Raw genomic sequence first — 19,626 nt, forward strand, 5'->3', positions numbered from 1 at the left:
TGGCGCGCCGTGACCGGCTGGCGGTGTGGGGCGATGCGGCGCGCGCGGCGAAACTGGTACGGCACGCGCTCGCCGTGCTGGGCCCCTCCTACCGGCCGCTGGGCGAGGCGGTGCTGCTGGCCGAGCACGCGCCCCGCTCGTACGCGGTTCCGGGGGCGGCCGGGGTGACGCGCTGGGCGGGCACGCGGATCGGCGGCAGGCTGGCGGCGGTGGCGGCTGACGCGTGGAGCGCTCCGTCGGTGGGGTTCCTGGCGGGCGTCGCGACGGCCGCGCCCTTTCGAGGGCGCGGGCTGGCCGAACGGGTATGCCGGTGGGTGTCGAGGGAACTGGTGGCCGCGCACGGCCTGACCCACCCTCACCTCAGCCCGTTCAGCGAGGTGCGTGCGCCGGCACCTGACGGGCTGCCACCCCGTCGTGTGCCGCTGGGAGTGTGCCGCTGGGAGTGGGCCGAAATTGGGGTGAGTGGAATCGGGGTGTAGTGCACAGTTGGCTGGGTGATGTCCAATTTTGTTCCTGGTATCGAGTTGTCCCGGGCCTTCTACACCGAGGTCGTGGCGCCGCTCGCGGCCGGGGTGCCGCACAGTGCCGCGTTGATCGGGCCGGGCTCGGAGGTGCTGGCGTTCGACACGGCCCGTTCGGCCGACCACGACTGGGGGCCGCGGGTGCTGGTGTTCGTGGAGCCGGGCGAGGTGGAGGCCGTCGAGACGAAGGTGGCGGCGGGCCTGCCCGAGCGGTTCGGCGGGTTCCCGACCGTGTTCGGCTATCACGGTGTGGTGCGGCCGGGTGTGGTGGTGGCCGAGCTGGGAGCGTGGCTGGAGGAGCGGCTCGGGTTCGACCCGCGTGGGGAGATCTCGCTGCTCGACTGGTTGGCGGTGCCGTGGCAGAGCCTGGCCGAGGTGACGCGGGGGGAGGTGTTCCACGACGGTCTGGGCGCGCTGGAGGGGGCCCGATCGGCGTTGCGCTGGTATCCGGGTGATGTATGGCGGTATGTGCTGGCGTGTCAGTGGCGGCGGATCGCGCAGGAGGAGCCGTTCCCGGGCCGGTGCGGCGAGGTGGGCGATGAGCTGGGGTCGGCCGTGGTGGGGGCGCGGCTGGCGCGGGAGGTGATGCGGCTGGCGCTGCTGCTGCGCCGCCGTTACCCGCCCTACGCGAAGTGGCTGGGCAGCGCCCTGGCGCGGCTGCCGGGCTCGACCGAGCTGGGGGAGTCGCTCGCGTCGGCGATGGCGGCGCGGTCGTGGCGGGACCGTGAGGAGGGGCTAACGGCGGCGTACGCGAAGGTGGCGGCGTTGCAGAACCGGGTGGCGCTGGCCGAGCCGCTCGACGAGCGGGTGCGCGGGTTCCACGACCGGCCGTTCCAGGTGATCGGCGGGGACAGGTTCGTGGAGGCGTTGCTGGGGTCGGTGTCGGATCCGCTGGTCAGGCGGCTTCCTGTGGTGGGGTGCGTGGACCAGGTGTCGGATTCGGCGGATCTGCTGATGGAGCCGCGGCGGGCGCGGGCGGTGACCGCCGCCGCGCTGGGGCTGGGCGCCTGACCGCGACGCGCCCGCCGAGCCACGTTCACCAACACGTCGGCCACCAATACCCCCGAACCCCCGGCCGGAGACCGGCCGGGGGGTTCGGCGTGCGGGCGTGCGGGAGGACGGTGGGTCAGCCGGTGAAGCCGACCTGCGTCCAGTCCGCGGCCTTGTAGCCCCAGGCCCCGTAGTTGGCGAGTGTCTTCTTCACCGCCTGGATGTCGGGGCGCTGGTAGAGGGGGATGGTGTGCACCATGTCCCAGATGAGCTTGTCGGCGGCGTTGGCCTTGTCGATGGCCTTGGCCGGGTCCATCTCGCCCACCGCGTCGTCGATGGCGGCGTCCAGGGCGGGGTCGCTGCCCTTGGGGAAGTTGCTCTCCGAGCCGGTCTTGTAGACCTGGGGCAGCGCGCCGAGCGGGAGCGGCGTGCCGATCCAGGAGAACGGCACCAGGTCGAAGTCGCCCTTGATGATGTAGTCGGTGAAGAACTTGTCGTCGGGCACGGGCCGGATCGTCAGCTTGATCCCGGCCTCCTTCAGCATGGCCTGGGTGAGCTCGCCCTCCGTCTTGGCGTACGGCAGGCCGGCCGGGACGACGAAGCCGAGCGCGAACTCCTTGCCGTCCTTCTTGCGGTACTCGCCCTCCTGCTTCCAGCCGGCCGCGTCGAGCAGTTGCTTGGCCTTGTCCAGGTTGTACTTGCCGAGCTCACCGGAGTTGTCGACGTAGCCCTTGTGGTTGTTCATGAAGATGTGGTTGCCGAGCGTCTGGATCGGCCAGTCCATGTCCTTCAGGTCGGACTGGGTGATCACGTCACGGTTGATCGCGTAGGCGACGGCCTGCCGGACCGGCTTGTCCTTGAGGAAGGCGCTCTGGTTGTTGACGGTGATGTGCCGCCAGTTCGGGCTGAGCGCCTTGCGGATGTCCACGCCGGGGACCTCCTTGGCCCGCTTGAGGTCGGCGGGGCTGGCCGGCGGGATCTCGACGCCGTCGAGCTCGCCGTTGGCGAAGGCGTTGACCTGCGCGGCTGGCGTCTCGATGGTGCGGAAGATGACCTTGTCGAGCTTGGGCTTCCTGCCCCACCACTTCTCGTCGCGCACGACGGTCAGGGTCTTGGTCGCCTCGTCGATCTTCTCGACCTTGAACGGCCCGGCGGTGACGGGGATCTTCTGCAGGTAGTCCTTCTCGTAGCGGCCGGGGTCGCCGTTGGTGGAGGCGGGGACCATGTGCGGCGAGCGGGACAGCAGGCCCTGCCAGTCGGGGTACTGCTTGGCGAACGTCATCACGGCGACCTTGTCGGTGGCGCCCTTGGTGACCGACTCGATGCGGTCCCAGCCGTCGGTGGAGGCCGGCTTGTACGTCTTGTCCTTGCCGTTGTTGGCCTTCCACATGGCCTCGACGTCCTTCCACGTGATCGGCGTGCCGTCCGACCAGGTGGCCTTGTCGTTGATGGTCCAGGTGACGACCTGCTTGCCCGAGGAGGTGTCCATCCTGGCGTCGGTCAGGTAGTCCGGGTTCGGCCTGTAGTTGGCCTTCTCGTCGGCCACCATCGGCTGGGGCATGAGGGCGTCGAGCATGTCGGCGGTGTCGGCCTGGTTGCCGTCGACGTGGCTGCCGTTCCACTGGCTGGGCCACTGCCCGATCGCCAGGGTCAGCGTGCCGCCGTCCTTGACCTGCTCGTAGGCGACCGGGTTGATGCTGACGGCCGGGGTCTTCGCCATCTGCTGCTGCGCCTGCTGGGACTGCTGGGCGCTGGGCTGCTTGCCGCCGCCGCCGCAGGCCGCGACGGCCATGGCCAGGACCGCGAGTCCCGCCGTGGCACGGTATCGAACCTTCACTTTTCCTCCTGGTCGTCCGAGGCCGGGATGACCTCGATCTCCTCCGCGTAGTGGCAGGCGGCGCCGTGGTCGGGCCGTTCGCCGGTGGCGTTCGCGAGCCGTACGACGGAGGGCTCTTCGTTCACACAGCGCCGCCGTTCCGCCTCGCCGAGGCGGGCGAACTTGGGGCATCGGGTACGGAACCGGCATCCCGATGGCGGGTCGGCCGGGCTGGGCGGGTCGCCCTGGAGCAGGATCCGCCTGCGGGCGCGTTCGCGTTCCGGGTCGGGCAGCGGGATCGCCGACAGCAGCGCCTGCGTGTAGGGGTGGGCGGGGCGGTCGTAGACGTTCTCGACGGCGCCGATCTCGGCGATCCGGCCGAGGTACATGACCGCGACCCGGTCGGCGAGGTGCCTGACCACGGCCAGGTCGTGCGCCACGAACAGGTACGACAGTCCCAGCGTGTTCTTCAGCTCCTCCAGCAGGTTGATGATCCCGGCCTGGATGGAGACGTCGAGCGCGGAGACCGGCTCGTCGAGCACGAGCAGCCGCGGCTCCAGCGCGAGCGCGCGGGCGATGCCGATGCGCTGGCGCTGGCCGCCGGAGAACTGCTGCGGGTAGCGCTCGGCGTGCTCCGGCGAGAGGCCGACCAGTTCGAGCAGTTCGGCGACGCGCGCGGCGACGTTGCGGCGGCCGTGGGCGCGCAGCGGCTCGGCGATGACGTCGCCGACCGGCATGCGCGGGTCGAGCGCGGCCATCGGGTCCTGGAAGACGATCTGCAGGTCGCCGCGGAGCGCCTTGCGCTCGGCCTTGCCGAGCCGGGCGCTGTCCTGGCCGAGCACGACGACGTGGCCGCTCTGCGGCGGCTCCAGCCGCATGATCTGCTGCAGGGTGGTGGTCTTGCCGCAGCCGGACTCGCCGACCAGGGCGAGCGTCTCCCCCTCGGCGATGTCGAAGCTGACGCCGTCGACGGCGTGCACCGTGCCGACGCGCCGCTTGAACACCGCGCCCTTCATCAGCGGGTAGTGCCTGACAAGGTCGGTCAGCTCCAGCACGGTGGCGCGCCGCTCGCGCGGCACGCGCACCGCGCCGCTCGGCGGGATGACGGGCAGGGGGTAGACGTCGGCGCCGGTCAGCGCCTTGTGCTCGATCTCGCGCGAGCGGACGCAGGCCACGTGCCGGCCGCCGCCGACCGCGGTGAGCGGCGGCTCCTCCTCGTCGCAGACGTCGATCCGCATCGGGCAGCGCGGCGCGAACGGGCAGCCCGGCGGCAGCGCGGCGGGGGAGGGCGGGTTGCCCTCGATGGGCACCAGCGGCCCCTCGGCGCCGTCGACGCGGGGGATCGAGGCCAGCAGGCCCATCGTGTACGGCATGCGCGGCCGGTAGTAGAGCTCGTCCACCGGCCCCTGCTCGACCGGCCTGCCCGCGTACATGACGAGCACCCGGTCGGCCATGCCGGCGATGACGCCGAGATCGTGGGTGATCATCACGATGCCGGCGCCCGTCTCGCGCTGCGCGGTCTTGAGCACCTCCAGCACCTGCGCCTGGATGGTGACGTCGAGGGCGGTGGTGGGCTCGTCGCAGATCAGCAGGTCGGGATCGTTGGCGATGGCCATCGCGATCATCGCGCGCTGGCGCATGCCGCCGGAGAACTCGTGCGGGAACGCCCTGGCCCTCGCGTCCGGGTGTGGGATGCCGACCAGGTCGAGCAGTTCGACCGCGCGCTTGGCGGCCTTGTCCTTGCCCGTCTTCTGGTGGACGCGGACGGCCTCGGCGATCTGCGCGCCGATGGTGTAGACGGGGGTGAACGCCGACAGCGGGTCCTGGAAGATCATGCTGATCGACTTGCCGCGGACCCGGGTGAGCTCGTCCTCCTGGACGCCGATCAGTTCGCGGCCGTGCAGCGTGACCGAGCCGCTGACCACGGCGCCGGGCGGCAGCAGGCCCATGACGGCCAGCGAGGTCACCGACTTGCCGGACCCCGACTCGCCGACGATGCCGAGCACCTCGCCGCGGGAGACCTCGTAGCTCACCCCGCGCACCGCCTGGACGCCGCCGGGGAAGGTGACGGTGAGGTCGCGCACCTGCAGGATGCTCATGAGGTGCTCCCCGGGTCGAGCGCGTCGCGCAGTCCGTCGCCGATCAGGTTGACGCTGAGCACCAGGACCACCAGCAGGCCGGCCGGGAAGGCGAACAGCCAGGGGTAGCCGGTGGCGTTGCGGGAGCCTTCGGCGATCAGCGTGCCGAGCGAGACGTCGGGCGGCTGGATGCCGAAGCCGAAGAACGACAGCGCCGCCTCACCGATGATCGCGGCGCTGACGTTGAGCGTCGCGTCGATGATCAGCAGCGAGGCCAGGTTCGGCACGATGTGCCGGAAGATGATCTTCCAACGGGGGATGCCCATGTAGGCGGCGGCGAGCACGTACTCGCGCTCGCGCAGCGACAGGGTCATGCTGCGCACCACCCGGGAGGTGATCATCCAGGTGAACGCGGCGAGCAGCACGACGAACCAGAGCCAGGAGGCGCCCCGCAGCCGCGGCGAGATGATCGCGATGATGAGGAAGCTGGGCAGCACCAGCAGCAGGTCCACGCCCCACATGAGCAGCCGGTCCACCCAGCCGCCGAAGTAGCCGGCGAACGCGCCCACCATCGCGGCCAGGCCGGTGGAGATGAGCGCCACCAGCACCCCGATGACGATCGACTTCTGCATGCCGCGCAGCGTGACGGCGTACATGTCCTGGCCGATCGAGGTGGTGCCCCACCAGTGGTCGGCCGACGGCGGCGACAGGAAGGCCAGGAAGTCCTTGTCGGTCCAGTCGTACGGGCCTGCGTACGGGCCGAGGTAGGCGAGCGCCACCAGCAGGATCAGGGCCAGGCAGCCGGAGCGGGCCTGCCTGTTGCGGAGCAGACGGCGCAGGACGACTCTCGAACGCACCTAGCTCACCCGCACCCGTGGATCGAGGGCCGCCACCAGCAGGTCCGACAGGAACGCGGCGGCCAGGACGCAGGCGGCGGCGAACAGGCTCACCGCGGCGACGGCGTTGACGTCGTTCTGGTTGATCGAGTCGATCAGCCAGGCGCCCATGCCGTGCCAGGCGAAGATCTTCTCGGTGAACGTGGCCCCGGTGAGCAGCGTGCCGAACGCGAACGCGAAGTACGTCGCCGAGGGGATCAGCGCGGTGCGCAGCGCGTGCTTGACCAGCGCGGTCCTGCGGGGCAGGCCCTTGGCCATCGCGGTGCGGACGAAGTCCTGGTTGAGGACGTCGAGCATCATGTTGCGCTGGATGCGGCTGTAGAAGGCGATGGCGCCGAGGCTGAGCGAGATGGTCGGCAGGACGAGGTGGTTCAGCCGGTTGAGCCACTGGTCCCAGCCGGTCAGCCTCGGGTTGTACTCGCCGGTGTACTCGATCAGCGTGAACCCGAGCGCGCGGTTCATGCTGTAGGTGGCCACGGCCAGGAGGGTGGCCAGCACGAACACCGGGATCGCCATGATCGTGAAGGAGGCGACGCCGATCACGCGGTCGCTGGGCCTGTACTGCTTGACCGCCGACAGCGCCCCCAGCGCGACTCCCAGGGCGAAGCCGACGAGCGTGCCGACGAACAGCAGCCGGAGGCTGACCCCGATCCGCCGGCCCATCTCGTCGTTGACCGAGCCGCCGTTCCAGGTCCTGCCGAAGTCGCCGGTGGCCACGCCCGCCGCCCAGGTCGTGTAGCGCTGGAGGAGCGGGGTCTTGTCGTTGAGGTTGTAGGTGTCGAGCGTCGCGTCGATCACGGTCTCAGGCACCGGGGGCCGTCGGCCCTGGTAGGCGGCGCGCGGGTTCATGGTGGTCGCGGCGAGCATGTACGCCAGGCTCGCCGCGACGGCGATCAGGATCACGTTCATCGCCAACCTGCGGAGCAGGTACTTGCCCATTACTCTCCGTTCGCGCTGAATGGGGGCGGTGGTTCCGGTCGGACAGGGCCCCGCCATGAAATGCCGCCCTGCCGTCGCGAGAATCCTCTTGACCCGACGGACAACGCGCAGAATATCCACGGGTACGGGAAAGTCGGCAATAGTTCCGCCATAACAGTCGCGTCACTGTGTGACGCGATGTAACTGGCGGTACGGATGGTCCGCGGCCGGTCTGACCTGCGGGAACGACCTGTCCGAGGGGGTTGTCACTGTTTTGACGGAAGTGGCAATGTCACAGAATCGGGACAGGAGGGACGATTATTCGGGATAATCGAGCCCGCTGGCGGTGGTGTCAGTAGAAGTACTCAATTCTTTACGTATCCGCCAGGGGAGCGGGCGGGCGCCGCTGCGGCGGGCGGGCATACGCTCCCATGCCCGCACCACCTCGCTGACCAGGCGTCACGTCGCCGATCTCGCACTGCGGGACAAGCCGATCCACCCCTTCGCCCGCCCCCGCCCGGGCCCGCACCGCGAAAGCGGGCCACGGAGCACCTCGCCAACGACATGATCCACCGCTGAACGCTGTCGCGAGGTCCTCGATCATCCAGGGACGGACCGGCACGGGTCGCACAAGCCGTCTGGATGGCCAGGGTCCGGATCGACAGCCAGGAAACGTTGAGGCAGCGCTGCCTGGCTACGTAGATCAGCTGACTTCCGCAATCAGCCGTGAGACAGAGGCGCGATGAGCCGCGCCTCTCACAGTCTTGAGCGGTGTTCGGTCTTCGGGAAACTCCCGTTCAGACAAAGGAGGAAAGCCTGTGAACATCGCAACACGCGCGACACTGGCCCTGGCGGCTGGTGTGATGAGCATCGGGTTCATGAGCGCGAGTCCCGTCCACGCGGCCACGACAGCGCGGGTGCCGTCCCTCGCCGATCCAGTCCCCAGCCCGGTCGAGACGCAGACCCCCGCCCCGGACCCCACCAAGGTCGGAGCTCAGGCTCTACCGACGTGTGTGGACGCATGGACGGGCCGTGATTGGAGATCCAGGTGGGCGAAGGTCCGCAACAACTGCCACTGGACTGTACGGGCGAAGATCTACATCGCTTGGGGGGCCGACAGCCGCTGCTTCGTCCTCGCCCCGGCTCGCCAAGGATTCCACCGGTTCCCCCACAGTCCGCCCGCCCGCTTCGACGGCGTCAGGGAGTGCTGATCACCGCACGGGGAAGGTGCTGTCACTCGTTGCGGGGCTCCGCCTGACCGCGCTCTTTCAATCCGATGGCGGGGCCTCGTGCCGGGCTCGAGGTGAAGGCTCCCGGTCAGGCTGGTGACCCGACCGGGAGCCGGCGCGGCTGTCACCGAAAGCAACGAGCCTCACTCCCTGTGCCGCGGCAGATATGCCGGCCGCGGCACAGGGAGTGCCCATCTTGGCACTGCGCGCCCTGTCCGCTAGGCGGGCGTGTGTCAGCCGAATCGGGTCAGGCCGTTCTCGTAGGCGAAGGCGACAGCCTGCACGCGGTCGCGCAGGTCGAGTTTGGTGAGGATGCGGCTTACGTGCGTACGGATGGTCGCCTCCGACAGGTACATCCGCGTTGCGATCTCCATGTTGGACTGGCCGGCGGCGATCTCGGCGAGAACTTCTCGTTCGCGCGGGCTGAGCAGCGCGGCGCGCTGGTCGGGGGGCTTGGTGGAACCATGTGGACGGGAGGCGAAGTGGGAGATGAGCCGACGAGTGGCGGACGGGGCAATGACCGCGTCTCCCGCATGCACGGTCCTGATCGCTTCGGCGAAGAGCCTTGGCGCGGTGTCCTTCAGCAGGAAACCGCTGGCTCCTGCGTGAATGGCCTCGAAGACGTATTCATCCAGATCGAAGGTGGTGAGGATGAGCACCTTCGGCCCGCCACGCGCGCAGATGTGCCGGGTGGCGTCGATCCCGTCCATTCTCGGCATTCGCACGTCCATGACCACCACGTCGGCGGGAACCTGCTCCAGCAAGTCGAGCGTCTCTTGGCCGTCTGAGGCTTCGCCGACGACCTCGATGCCGGCTTCGCGGCGGAGCACCAGCCGGATCCCGGTACGGACCAACTCCTGGTCATCGGCCAAGAACACGCGGATAGTCTCAGCCACAGATCACGCCCAGGGAAGTGTCGCCTCGACCTGGAATCCCCCGTCGGGTAGCGGCACGGCCCGCGCCGTACCGCCGAGCATCGCAGCGCGCTCCTGGATGCCGGTCAGACCATGGCCGGCTCCGACCGGCCGCATTCCTCCGGGCTCCTGACGGGAACGACCGGCTCCGTTGTCGGTGACCCGGATGTGCAGCCCATCGTCGGCGTAGCGGAGTAACACCTCGGCGTTGGCTTCCTTCCCAGCATGCTTGAGCGTGTTGGTCAGAGCTTCTTGCACGATGCGGTAGGCGGACAAACTCAAAACCGAAGACACCTCGTGGGCCTGTCCTTCGACAAGTAACCGTACTTCAAGCGGCAGCCGCCTGACTAGATCATGAATCGCCCGGATATCAGGCTGCGGTTCTGCCGGCGCCTGCCGTAACACCCCTAGCAACAGCCGTAGCTCTACCAGCGCGGTGCGGCCGGACTCGGCGATCGCCTCGATGGCCGCGTCCGCCGCGGCGACGTCCTCATCGACAAGCGCGGCGGCGGCCCCATGTGCCTGGATCACTATGGCGCTCACATTGTGCGCCACGATGTCGTGCAACTCTCGCGCGATCCGCACGCGCTCCTCGTCCAAAATGGCCTGCACCTGGCTCTCTTCGGCGCGAGTGACAGCCTCGGCCAGGGCTTCAGCCTCAGAGTGGCGCAGTCTGCCCAGCCCCCAAGCGGCCATGCACGACACGAACGACATCGTGAACAGATCGTCGGCGGGAACGGGCACCGGGAACGGCACGACGTGCTGACCGGCCCACACCTGGGCGGCACCCAGCGCCACGGGCAACAGTGTGCCCCCGAGGAACAGCCCGGTCCACCGCGAAGTGGTCCACCGACCCATCGTGTAGAACATGAGCATCAGGGCGGTCGGGGTGCTCAACTCCGACCACGAGGCGTTCCACTCCGCCCAGATGTCCCACCGACCGCCGATCAACCACAACGTCCACACCAGCGCCAGGACCGGCAATGGATGGCGCCGCCGCCAGGCAAGACTGGCGTAGACCAGCAGATCACCCCAGAACGTCACCGCGATGTGACCGGGCTCGGTGATGCTCTGGTCGTGGTACGGAACCGTGATCAGCAGATACCCGCAGGCGGTCGCGGCCAGCAGTGCGTCCGCCACCCGAGGATGACCACTCCACCACGATAAGAGGCGACGTACCATGACCTGACGCTACGACGTGATCCCCGCTGTCCGCCTCATCCTCACCGCGTACGGCCTTTACGCCTGAAGGCCGACAGCGGAATCAGCCGTCAGCCCTACGAGGAGACCCGCTCCCGCGCTTTCTGCGCCGCGCTCGACTGCGCGGGTCGCTCGATTCGATCGAGATCGCCAGGGCTCTGCTCGACGACCGCCTGGACGTTCGGCGTCAACCTGTCCGAGGTGCTCCGCTGCAACGGCCTGCCCTGCGACTCCGACGAGATACGCGCCCTGGCCGAGACCCGCGGCCGAAGAACGACGGCGCCGCCTCACCGATGAGCGCATGCCCTTCGGCCCGGCTCCCGGCTTCGCGCCTGACCGCACGGGACAGAAGCGATCAGGCGGCCGTCTCTCAAGGCAGTGGCATCAGCCGGTAGAAGAGGGTGGCGACCAGGTCGCGGGCGTACTGCGCGTCGAGAAGTCCCGGCCGGAACAGGACGCGGTACATCATGGGCGCCACGACGTGGTCCATCACGGTGTCGGCGTCCGGCACGTGCTCGCCGCGCTCCACGGCGCGCGACAGGATGACCTCCACCTGCTGCAGCGCGTACGCGGAGCACTGCCCGGCGTTGCCCGCATCGGGGTCGCCGGTCAGCGCGTCGCGGATGTAGGCCCGGCCGGGCGGCGACGACATCTCCTCCAGGAAGCCGGCGGCCCACGCCTCGAGGTCCTGGCGGAGGCCGCCCAGGTCGGCGGGGGGCGTCTCCGGGCGCAGCCGCTCGACCGCGACGTCCGCCAGGAGGTCTTGCAGGTCACCCCAGCGGCGGTAGATGGTCGAGGGGGTGACCCCGGCCCGGGCGGCGATGAGGGGGATGGTCAGGGCGGCCCGGCCCTGGTCGGCCTCCAGCTCGCGGACGGCGTCGTGCACCGCCCGCTGGACGCGGGCGCTGCGTCCGCCGGGGCGGACGGCTGGTCTGGGGCTCATGCGGCCAGCTTAACGCAAAGTTCTTGCGTCAAGGGTGCGGCCGTTCGGCGGGGCGCCACCGGCGCGCCCGTCAGGCGGCGACGGGGGCCAGGCGCCCGCCGCCGCCTTGTGCCGCCTCGTAGACACCGCCGACGCGCAGCACGGTCGCCTCGCCGAGCGGGCGGGCCATGAGCTGCATGCCGATGGGCAGGCCCGAATCGTCCAGGCCCACGGGCAGCGAGAGCGACGGTATGCCGGTGATGTTGGCCGGCGCCGAGAGCCTGACGTAGGTGTCGGCCACCGACTCCTCGGTGCCGTCGGGCCAGCGCACGCTCTGCTGGTCGGTTCTGACCGCGGTGGAGGTCACGCTGGGCGCGGCGATGACGTCCACCTGGTCGAACAGGCGCGTCCACGCGCGGCGCATGAGCGTGCGGGAGCGCTGGGCGCGCAGGTAGTCCGAGGCCAGGACGAGCTCGCCGGCCTCCAGCAGCACGCGGACGTCCGGTGCGTACAGCTCGGGCGTCGAGCGCAGCGTCGCCTCGTGGTAGGCGCTCGCCTCGGGCACCATCAGCCCCCACTGGGTGGCCTGGACGTACTCGGTCATCGGGATGTCGACGTCCACCAGGTCGGCGCCGAGCTCGCCCAGGCGCGCGACGGCCGCCCGCACGGCCGCCTCCACCTGCGGGTCCACCCGGTCGAAGTAGTAGTTGCGCGGCACTCCCACGCGTAGCCCGCGCAGGTCCCCGGCAGCCGACTGGGCGGCGAGGTGGGCGGCGTAGTCCACGGGCGGCACGCCGAGGCAGGACGGGTCGTCGGGATCGTGGCCGGCCATGACGCCGAGCACGATCGCGGCGTCCTCGACGGTGCGGGTGATCGGCCCGACGTGGTCCAGCGACCACGACAGCGAGGTCACGCCGTGCCGGGAGACCAGGCCGTAGGTGGGCTTGAGGCCCACGACCCCGTTCAGCGCCGACGGGACTCTGATGGAGCCGCCGGTGTCGGTGCCCACGGCGAAGGTCGCGGTGCCGGAGGCGACGGCGACCGCTGATCCCCCGCTCGATCCGCCGGCGACCCGGCCGGGGTGCCAGGGGTTGCTGGTCTGCGGGGTGATCAGACCGTAGGCGAACTCGTGGGTGTGGGTCTTGCCGATCAGGACCGCGCCCGCCCCGGCCAGGCGGGCCGCGACCGTGCTGTCGCCGTCGGGCACGTGGCCCTCCCTGACCCGGGAACCGGACGTGGTCGGCAGGTCCGCGGTGTCGAGCAGGTCCTTGAGGCCGACGGGGATGCCGTGCAGCGGGCCGAGGTGACGGCCCGCGGCGATCTCCCGCTCTGCCCGCTCGGCCGAGCGGCGCGCGGCGTCCTCGGCCACGGTGGCGTAGGCCCGCAGGCGCCCGTCCACTTCGCCGATCCGCGCGAGGACCGAGTCGGTGAGCTCCACGGGTGAGAGCTTCCCCGCGGCGATGGCCTCGGCCGCGGCGGCGACGGTGAGCTCATACGGCTGCATCGCGGGCCCCCCATCGCGGGTCGAAGGTGGGGGCGGGCGGGGTGTCCCCGAACTCCAGCTCCCGTAGTGTGGACAGGACGGCCTGGATGTGGTTCGCCGTGGCGGCCACCACGGCGAGCCGGTCCTCGCCCAGGGGGAGTCCGGCCCGATGGGCCCACCGGGCGGCCTCCTCCGGGGACAGATCGGCACTGGTCATGGGGAGTCCTTTCAGGCACGGCCCGGCGATGCGGGCCTAAAGCGAACTCTTAGCGTTAAGTCACTCTAGGACGAGTCGCCCCGCCGGAGCAACCTTCCGGGAGTCGTAAATGCTAAGTGTTTGCGTTAGCGCTCGTCGCGGCGTAGGCTGCCTTAAAGCAAACGCACCGCTTTAAGGGTACGTGTGGAGGATCTGGGAGCGGCCCGCCCGCCGCGACCGCCCGCCGTCCCCGTAGCGAAGGGAGCTCCCCATGACCGCGCCATCGTCCACACCCGGCTTCGGCGACGTCCCGACCTGGGCTGTCGGCGGCCACCTCGTCCACCGCATCGACGAGGTCGAACTCCCGGCGCAGACCGGCCCCTGGCTGCTGCCCGACGCCACCCCCGACGTCGTCGCCGGCGCCCCGTGGCTGCGGCCCTCCTTCGCGGGCCACGACGGCGTCCTGCGCCTGGCCAGCCATAGCTTCGCCCTGCGGGTCGGCGGCCTGCGGATCCTCGTCGACACCGGGATCGGCAACGGCAAGACCCGGGCCAACCCGGCATGGCACGGCCTGGACACCCCCTACCTGCGGCGGCTGGCCGCCGCGGGCTTCGCCCCGGAGTCGGTGGACATGGTGATCCTCACCCACCTGCACACCGACCACGTCGGCTGGAACACCCGCGCCAGCGGGGACGAGTGGGTGCCGACCTTCCCGAACGCCAAGTACCTGACGACCCGCGCCGAGTGGGACTACTGGTCAGGCGTGGACATGGAGGAGAGCCGGCGGCAGATGTTCCGCGACTCGGTGCACCCGATCGCCGACGCCGGTCTGCTGGACCTGGTCGACGTGCCCGCCGGGGGCTTCGAGGCCGCGCCGGGCGTGCGGTTGCTGCCCACGCCGGGCCACACCCCCGGGCACGTCGCCGTCGAACTGCGCGGCGCCGGGGGATCGGCCGTCATCTCCGGAGACTGCGTCCACCACCCGGTCCAGATGGGGCGGCCCGACATCTGCAGCTGCGTGGACATCGACCCGGTCAAGGCCGTCGAGTCGCGCCGCGCGCTGCTGGCCTCGCTCGCCGACACCGGCGTCCTGCTGCTGGGCAGCCACTTCCCGCCGCCCACCGGCGGCCTGGTGGTCTCCGACGGCCCCGGCCACCGTCTCGTGCCCGTCCCCGCGGAGGGGACGCCGGCCGGCCCTGACCCGCTGGCCGGCCCGGCGGGGGAACGGCTGGGTGGGGCCGCCGCCGTCCTCTGAGCCGCCACCCCAAAGCGGGCGATGCGGCTCTATGGGGCGGCTCTATGGGGCGGCTCTATGGGGCGGCTCTATGGGGCGGCGGCGTGAGCGAGGGCCAGGGCGCCGAGCAGAGGGGCGTCGTCGGTGAAGCGGGCGGCGCGCACCTCGGGCGGGAAGGGCACGGCCCGCCGCACCTCCGTGGCGAGCCGGGGCAGGATCCGCGCCCGAGCGCCCATCATGCCGCCGCCCACCACGACGCGCTCGGGGTCCAGGACGACGCACAGGTTCGCGACGCTCATGGCGAGCGTGCGCAGGGCCTGGTCCACCAGGCCGGCCGCCTCGGGCAGCTCGAACAGGGCCGACGCGGTGACCGTGCGGCCCAGCAGGGCGGAGCCGCGCCTGGCCAGCGCCGCGCCCGAGAAGCGCTCCTCCAGCGGGGCGTGCCCGTCGGCGAAGGCCGCCTCGCCGGGCTCGGAGAGCAGGTAGCCGATCTCCCCTGCGGCGCCGTGCGCGCCGTGGACCACCTGCCCGCCGACCACCGGCGCCGCCGCCAGGCCGGTGCCGAGGTTGAGGTAGACGCCGGTCGAGACGCCGCGGAGCGCTCCCCAGCGCAGTTCGGCCGCGGCCGCCGCCTTGACGTCGTTCCCGATCGCGACGGGGATCGTCCCGTACTCCTCGCGCAGCAGCCGGGGCAGTTCGAGGCCGTTCCAGCCGGGCACGTTCGGCGCCAGCAGCACCCGCCCGTCCCTGATCACCCCACAGGTGGAGAAGCCCACCGCGGCCGGGGAACGGTCGAGCCCCCTGGCCGCGTGGAGCGCGCCGGCCAGGGGGTTCTCGCCGGTCTCCAGGCGTACGACGGCCGCGATCTCGGGCCCGTCGGCCCCCGACACGCCGATGGCGATCTTGGTGCCGCCGACGTCGATGCCGAGGACCCGCCTCACCTGGCGCTGCCCTTGCGGGCGAGCGAGTCGATCGCCACGGCCAGGGCCAGCACCGCCGCGGTCACCATGTACCTGACGGAGGAGTCGACGTTGAGCAGCAGCATCCCGTTGGTGATCGACTGGATCACCAGGATGCCGAGCAGCGCCGCGTAGGGGCGGCCGCGCCCCCCGAACAGCGAGGTGCCGCCGATCACCGCGGCGGCGATGGCCATGAGCAGGATATCGCTGCCGCCGGACGCCTGGTTCACGGCGGACAGGCGGCTGGCCGCGAGAACGCCGCCGAAGCCGGCGAGCGTGGCGGCCAGCACGAACGCCAGCACCCGGATCCTGGTCACGTCGATCCCGGCCCGCCGTGCCGCCTCGGCGTTGCCGCCCACCGCGTACGTCCAGCGGCCGAACACGGTGTGCCTGAGCACGAGATCGAGCACGATCACCAGCGCGCCGAAGACGACCAGCAGCAGCGGCACCCCCCGGTCGGCGGACAGGATCGTCACCGCCCCGGCCAGCGCCAGGCCCAGCCCGGCGACGCGCAGCCAGGTGAGGTACGCGGCGGGCACCGGCAGGTCCGCCGCCCGCCGCGCCCGCCTGACGATGACCGCGCTCGCCGCCCAGCCCGCCGTCAGCGCGGCCACGAGCGTCCAGGCCAGCCACGACGGCAGCCAGGTGTCGCTCAGCTTCGAGACGAACCCGTCGAACGGCAGGTTGATCGTGCCGCCCTGACCCAGCAGGTAGAGGAGCAGGCCCTGCCAGCCGATCAGCCCGGCGAGCGTCACCACGAACGACGGCATGCGCAGCCGGGTGTGCATCAGCCCGTGCAGCAGCCCGATGGCGGCGGCCGCCGCGAGTGCCAGAGCGATGGCCGCAACCGGGTTCCAGGACTGCTTGACGTACAGGATCGTCATCACGACCGCGCACAGGCCGCTGACCGAGCCCGCCGACAGGTCGATCTCGCCGAGGAGCAGCACCATGATGATGCCGAGCGAGATGGTCCCGGTCGCCGCCATCTGCAGGGCCAGGTTGGTGAGGTTCTCGGCCGACAGGAAGTGCTCGTTCAGCGTGCCGAAGACGGCGGCGATGGCGATGAGCCCGCCGACGACCGGCCAGGCTCCGAGGTCTCCTCGCCGCAGCCGCGCCACCGCCTCCTTCGGGGTGTACGGCCTGCGCACCAGGGTGTCAGTGCTCATGGGTGATCGCTCCGGTGATCGCGGCGACGATGGCCTCCTGCGAGGTGGCGGCGGTCCGGAACTCGCCGGCGTTGCGCCCGAGCCGGAGCACGACCACCCGGTCGCTCACCGCCCGCACGTCGGCGAGGTTGTGCGAGATGACCAGCACGGCCAGGCCCCGCTCGCGCAGGCGGCGGATGAGGTCGAGGACCTGCGCCGTCTGCTCCACGCCGAGCGCGGCGGTGGGCTCGTCGAGGATGACCAGGCGCGGCCGGCCGATCAGGGCGCGGGCGATGGCCACGGACTGGCGCTGGCCGCCGGAGAGCATCGCGACCGGCACCCGGATGTCGCGGATGCGCACGTCGAGCGAGGTCAGCAGATCACGGGCGGCGCGTTCCATCCGCAGGTGGCCGAGCACCGACCAGCGGCGGTGTTCGGAGCCGAGGTAGAGGTTGGCGACCACGTCGAGGTTCTCGCACAGGGCGAGGTCCTGGTAGACGGTGGAGACGCCGAGGGCCTGGGCGTCGCGGGGGGTGGCGATCCGGACGCGGCTCCCGTCCACCGTGATCGCTCCGGTGTCGGGGGTGATGGCCCCCGACAGGGCCTTGACGAGGGTGGACTTGCCGGCGCCGTTGTCGCCCACGAGCGCCACCACCTCGCCGGCGCGCAGGTCCAGGCTCACCTGGTCGAGAGCCTGGACCGCGCCGTAGGTCTTGGAGATGCCGGTGACGGAGAACATCTACTGGATGCCCGCCTTCGCGCACGCGTCCTTGACCTCCGGGGTGCAGAGGTCGGCGACCTTGTAGAACCCGTCCTTGACGATCGTGTCCTTGACCTTGTCCTTGGTGACGGGGATCGGGTCGAGGAGGAAGGCGGGGATGTCGGCGGTGCCGTTGTTCACCTTGGCGGGCGCGGCCGGCCCCTGGCCCCTGGCCAGGGCCACGGCGAGCTCGGCGGACTTCTCCGCCTCGGCCCTGATGTCGAGGTAGACGGTCATGTGCTGCTCGCCGGTGAGGATGCGCTGGACCGCGGCCAGCTCGGCGTCCTGGCCGGTGATCGGCGGGAGCTCCTTGTAGCCGGCCCGCTTCATCGCCGCGATCGCGCCGCCGGCCATGCCGTCGTTGGCCGAGAGCACGCCCACGATGCTGTCGCGGCCGAGCGCGGTGATGGCCTGTTCCATCTGCTGCTGGGCCTTGTCGGGGCTCCAGTCGGGCGTGTCGAACTCCCTGCCGATCTCGACCTTGCCGTCGAGGACGTTGTGCGCGCCCTTCTTGTAGTCGGCCGAGCTGGGGTCGGTGGGGGAGCCGTGGATCATCACGATCCGGCCCTTGCCCGCGGCGCCCTTGGCGGTGAGGGCGTCGAGCAACGCCTGCCCCTGCATCTCACCCACGCGCACGTTGTTGAACGAGACGTAGTAGTCGTAGCCGATGCCGGAGATCAGGCGGTCGTAGGCGATCACCGGGATCTTCCGCTGCTTGGCCTGGTTGACCAGCGGGGCCACGGCCGCCGCGTCGACCGCGTCGAGCACCAGCACGTCGGCGCCCTGGGTGAGGGCGGCCTCGACCTGCTGCTGCTGCTTGGCGGCGTCCTGGTCGGCGTTGCCGTAGAGCACCTTGCAGCCGGCGCACAGGGCCTTGACCTTCGCCTCGAACAGCGGCCGGTCGAAGGCCTCGTATCTCGTGGTCTTGGACTCCGGCAGGAACAAGGCGATCGTGGCCGCGTCTGCCGACGCCTGTCCCGACTGCGCTGGTCCTGACTGCGGGCCCGCGGAGGCGGTGCCGCCCGAGCCGCCCGCTCCGGTGCCGCACGCGGCGGCCAGCAGGGCCGCCGCGACAGGGAGCGCTTTCCATCCTCGGTGCATCGCCATGTCCTTTCGCGCGTTCACCGTGATGGTAAGAAAGGTAGTTTACTATCAAGGTCGTTGGCTAGCCTTTCCTGGGTCCACATCGTGAAGGAGGCCGAAGTGCGTGGTGAGCTGGGCAACCCGCGGCTGTTGCGGGTGATGAACGAGCGGCGCCTGCTCGACCGGCTCAACGACCACGGCCCCGCCTCCCGCGCCCAGCTGGCCAAGGTGACGGGCCTGTCGAAGCCAACGGTCTCGGCGGCCCTGGCCGGGCTGGAGGAGGACGGGCTGGTCCACCTGGTGGGCGAGGTGTCGGGCCGGCCGGGGCCGGTGACGTCGCTCTACGACATGAACGCGGGTTCGGCGCACGTGGCCGGCATCGACATCGGCCGGGACTGGAACCGCGTCGCGGTGGCCGACCTGAGGGGCAGGTTCGTGGGCCGCAAGGACGGGCGCAACGACGCCCGCACCACCGCCGACCTGGCGCGCCACGTGCGAGAGCTCGCCCACGCGGCGGCCGCGGCGGCCGACCTGGAGTGGTCAGAGGTCACGTGCGCGGTCGCCGGCACGCCCGGCGTCTACGACCCGGTGTCCGGACGGCTGGACTTCGCCTCCAACCTGCCGGGCGCCGACCTCGTCGAACGGCTGCGCGCCGAGCTCCAGGCCGATCTCGTCATCGAGAACGACATCAACCTCGCCGCCGTGGGCGAGCACGCGTACGGCGAGGGCCGGGGCAAGGCCAACTTCGCCCTGGTCTCCATCGGCACCGGCGTGGGCATGGGCATCGTGATCAACGGCGAGCTGTACGTCGGCGCCAGGGGAGCGGCCGGAGAGGTGTCGTACCTGCCCGCCGCCGAAGACGCGGCCGAGGACGCGGCGACGGCCGGCACCCCCGATCGGGAGGCGTTCGAGCACGGCTCCACCGAGACGGTGGCGTCGGCGCCCGGCGTGGTGCGGGCGGCCCGCGCCGCCGGTCTCCACCCCAGGAGCGCGAGGGAGGTCTTCGAGGCGGCAGGGAGAGGCGATCCCGCGGCCCGGGCGGTGGTCGAGGCCGAGGGCCGGCGCATCGGCGGGCTGGTCGTCGCCGTCGCCGCGGTCCTCGACCCGGAGGCGATCGTGCTGAGCGGCGGCGTGGGCCGCAACCTCGACCTGCTCGGGAACGCGATCGAGCGCAGGGTGGCCGAGCTCGGGCCGCTGCGCCCGCAGGTGGTGGCCAGCGCGCTCGGCGACAGCGGGGTGCTGCTGGGCGCCGCCGCCCGCGCCCGGAGCCGGGCCTGGGATC

Annotated in this window: 18 protein-coding genes; 5 read left to right on the top strand and 13 right to left on the bottom strand. The window is 71.1% G+C overall.

What is annotated here, in order from left to right:
- Together DQW85_RS16920 and DQW85_RS16925 are read left to right on the top strand one after the other, a co-directional pair.
- Positions 1–479: GNAT family N-acetyltransferase (locus DQW85_RS16920; protein WP_205315184.1), on the top strand; the 479-nt coding region annotated here is incomplete at its 5' end.
- Between the two features lie 18 nt (positions 480–497).
- Complete coding sequence (locus tag DQW85_RS16925; protein ID WP_113701267.1) at positions 498–1,532, top strand: DUF4037 domain-containing protein; 1,035 nt, start codon at positions 498–500, stop codon at positions 1,530–1,532.
- Positions 1,533–1,647: 115 nt separating this feature from the next.
- On the opposite strand, the gene DQW85_RS16930 is transcribed toward DQW85_RS16925, so the two are convergent.
- The 4 genes from DQW85_RS16930 to DQW85_RS16945 are packed head-to-tail and all read right to left on the bottom strand — an operon-like array spanning position 1,648 to position 7,240.
- Entirely contained in the window at positions 1,648–3,348 is a 1,701-nt protein-coding gene (locus DQW85_RS16930) for an ABC transporter family substrate-binding protein (RefSeq protein ID WP_113701268.1), read from the bottom strand.
- Positions 3,345–5,426 (bottom strand): ABC transporter ATP-binding protein, encoded by a 2,082-nt coding sequence (locus DQW85_RS16935; protein WP_113701269.1) that lies wholly within the window; start codon positions 5,424–5,426, stop codon positions 3,345–3,347. Before DQW85_RS16935 ends, DQW85_RS16930 begins: the two co-directional genes overlap by 4 nt.
- Positions 5,423–6,262: an ABC transporter permease gene (locus tag DQW85_RS16940; protein WP_113701270.1), complete on the bottom strand. Its 840-nt coding sequence runs from the start codon at positions 6,260–6,262 to the stop codon at positions 5,423–5,425. Before DQW85_RS16940 ends, DQW85_RS16935 begins: the two co-directional genes overlap by 4 nt.
- Positions 6,263–7,240, bottom strand: a complete 978-nt coding sequence (locus tag DQW85_RS16945) for an ABC transporter permease (protein WP_113701271.1) — start codon at positions 7,238–7,240, stop codon at positions 6,263–6,265.
- Positions 7,241–8,037: 797 nt separating this feature from the next.
- On the opposite strand from DQW85_RS16945, the gene DQW85_RS44545 reads away from it, so the two are divergent.
- Positions 8,038–8,430 (top strand): hypothetical protein, encoded by a 393-nt coding sequence (locus tag DQW85_RS44545; RefSeq protein ID WP_162795058.1) that lies wholly within the window; start codon positions 8,038–8,040, stop codon positions 8,428–8,430.
- 251 nt (positions 8,431–8,681) lie between these two features.
- On the opposite strand, the gene DQW85_RS16950 is transcribed toward DQW85_RS44545, so the two are convergent.
- The 5 genes from DQW85_RS16950 to DQW85_RS16970 form a co-directional block, all read right to left on the bottom strand.
- On the bottom strand, positions 8,682–9,326 hold the full coding sequence (locus DQW85_RS16950) for a response regulator transcription factor (protein ID WP_338043391.1): 645 nt from the start codon (positions 9,324–9,326) through the stop codon (positions 8,682–8,684).
- A gap of 21 nt (positions 9,327–9,347) precedes the next feature.
- Positions 9,348–10,544 (bottom strand): sensor histidine kinase, encoded by a 1,197-nt coding sequence (locus DQW85_RS16955; protein WP_113701273.1) that lies wholly within the window; start codon positions 10,542–10,544, stop codon positions 9,348–9,350.
- Positions 10,545–10,932: 388 nt separating this feature from the next.
- Positions 10,933–11,505, bottom strand: coding sequence for a TetR/AcrR family transcriptional regulator (locus DQW85_RS16960; RefSeq protein ID WP_113701274.1), 573 nt, complete (start codon positions 11,503–11,505; stop codon positions 10,933–10,935).
- A gap of 70 nt (positions 11,506–11,575) precedes the next feature.
- Positions 11,576–12,988, bottom strand: coding sequence for an amidase (locus DQW85_RS16965; protein ID WP_113701275.1), 1,413 nt, complete (start codon positions 12,986–12,988; stop codon positions 11,576–11,578).
- Entirely contained in the window at positions 12,975–13,184 is a 210-nt protein-coding gene (locus DQW85_RS16970; protein WP_113701276.1) for a pepsin/retropepsin-like aspartic protease family protein, read from the bottom strand. Before DQW85_RS16970 ends, DQW85_RS16965 begins: the two co-directional genes overlap by 14 nt.
- Before the next feature lie 250 nt (positions 13,185–13,434).
- On the opposite strand from DQW85_RS16970, the gene DQW85_RS16975 reads away from it, so the two are divergent.
- Complete coding sequence (locus DQW85_RS16975; protein ID WP_113701277.1) at positions 13,435–14,418, top strand: MBL fold metallo-hydrolase; 984 nt, start codon at positions 13,435–13,437, stop codon at positions 14,416–14,418.
- Between the two features lie 68 nt (positions 14,419–14,486).
- Here the strand turns inward: DQW85_RS16975 and DQW85_RS16980 are convergent, their stop codons facing one another.
- From DQW85_RS16980 to DQW85_RS16995, 4 genes are read right to left on the bottom strand one after another with little or no spacing between them, the layout of a single operon-like run.
- Entirely contained in the window at positions 14,487–15,338 is an 852-nt protein-coding gene (locus tag DQW85_RS16980; protein WP_113701278.1) for an ROK family protein, read from the bottom strand.
- On the bottom strand, positions 15,335–16,522 hold the full coding sequence (locus DQW85_RS16985; RefSeq protein ID WP_113701279.1) for a sugar ABC transporter permease: 1,188 nt from the start codon (positions 16,520–16,522) through the stop codon (positions 15,335–15,337). The genes DQW85_RS16980 and DQW85_RS16985 overlap by 4 nt, the downstream gene beginning before the upstream one ends.
- Complete coding sequence (locus DQW85_RS16990; RefSeq protein WP_113701280.1) at positions 16,512–17,240, bottom strand: ATP-binding cassette domain-containing protein; 729 nt, start codon at positions 17,238–17,240, stop codon at positions 16,512–16,514. Before DQW85_RS16990 ends, DQW85_RS16985 begins: the two co-directional genes overlap by 11 nt.
- Positions 17,241–18,362, bottom strand: a complete 1,122-nt coding sequence (locus DQW85_RS16995) for a sugar ABC transporter substrate-binding protein (protein WP_113701281.1) — start codon at positions 18,360–18,362, stop codon at positions 17,241–17,243.
- A gap of 102 nt (positions 18,363–18,464) precedes the next feature.
- Between DQW85_RS16995 and DQW85_RS17000 the strand changes: the two genes are divergently transcribed.
- Positions 18,465–19,626: ROK family transcriptional regulator (locus tag DQW85_RS17000; protein ID WP_205315185.1), on the top strand; the 1,162-nt coding region annotated here is incomplete at its 3' end.

Source organism: Nonomuraea lactucae, from assembly GCF_003313395.1.
Classification (GTDB): Bacteria; Actinomycetota; Actinomycetes; order Streptosporangiales; family Streptosporangiaceae; genus Nonomuraea; species Nonomuraea lactucae.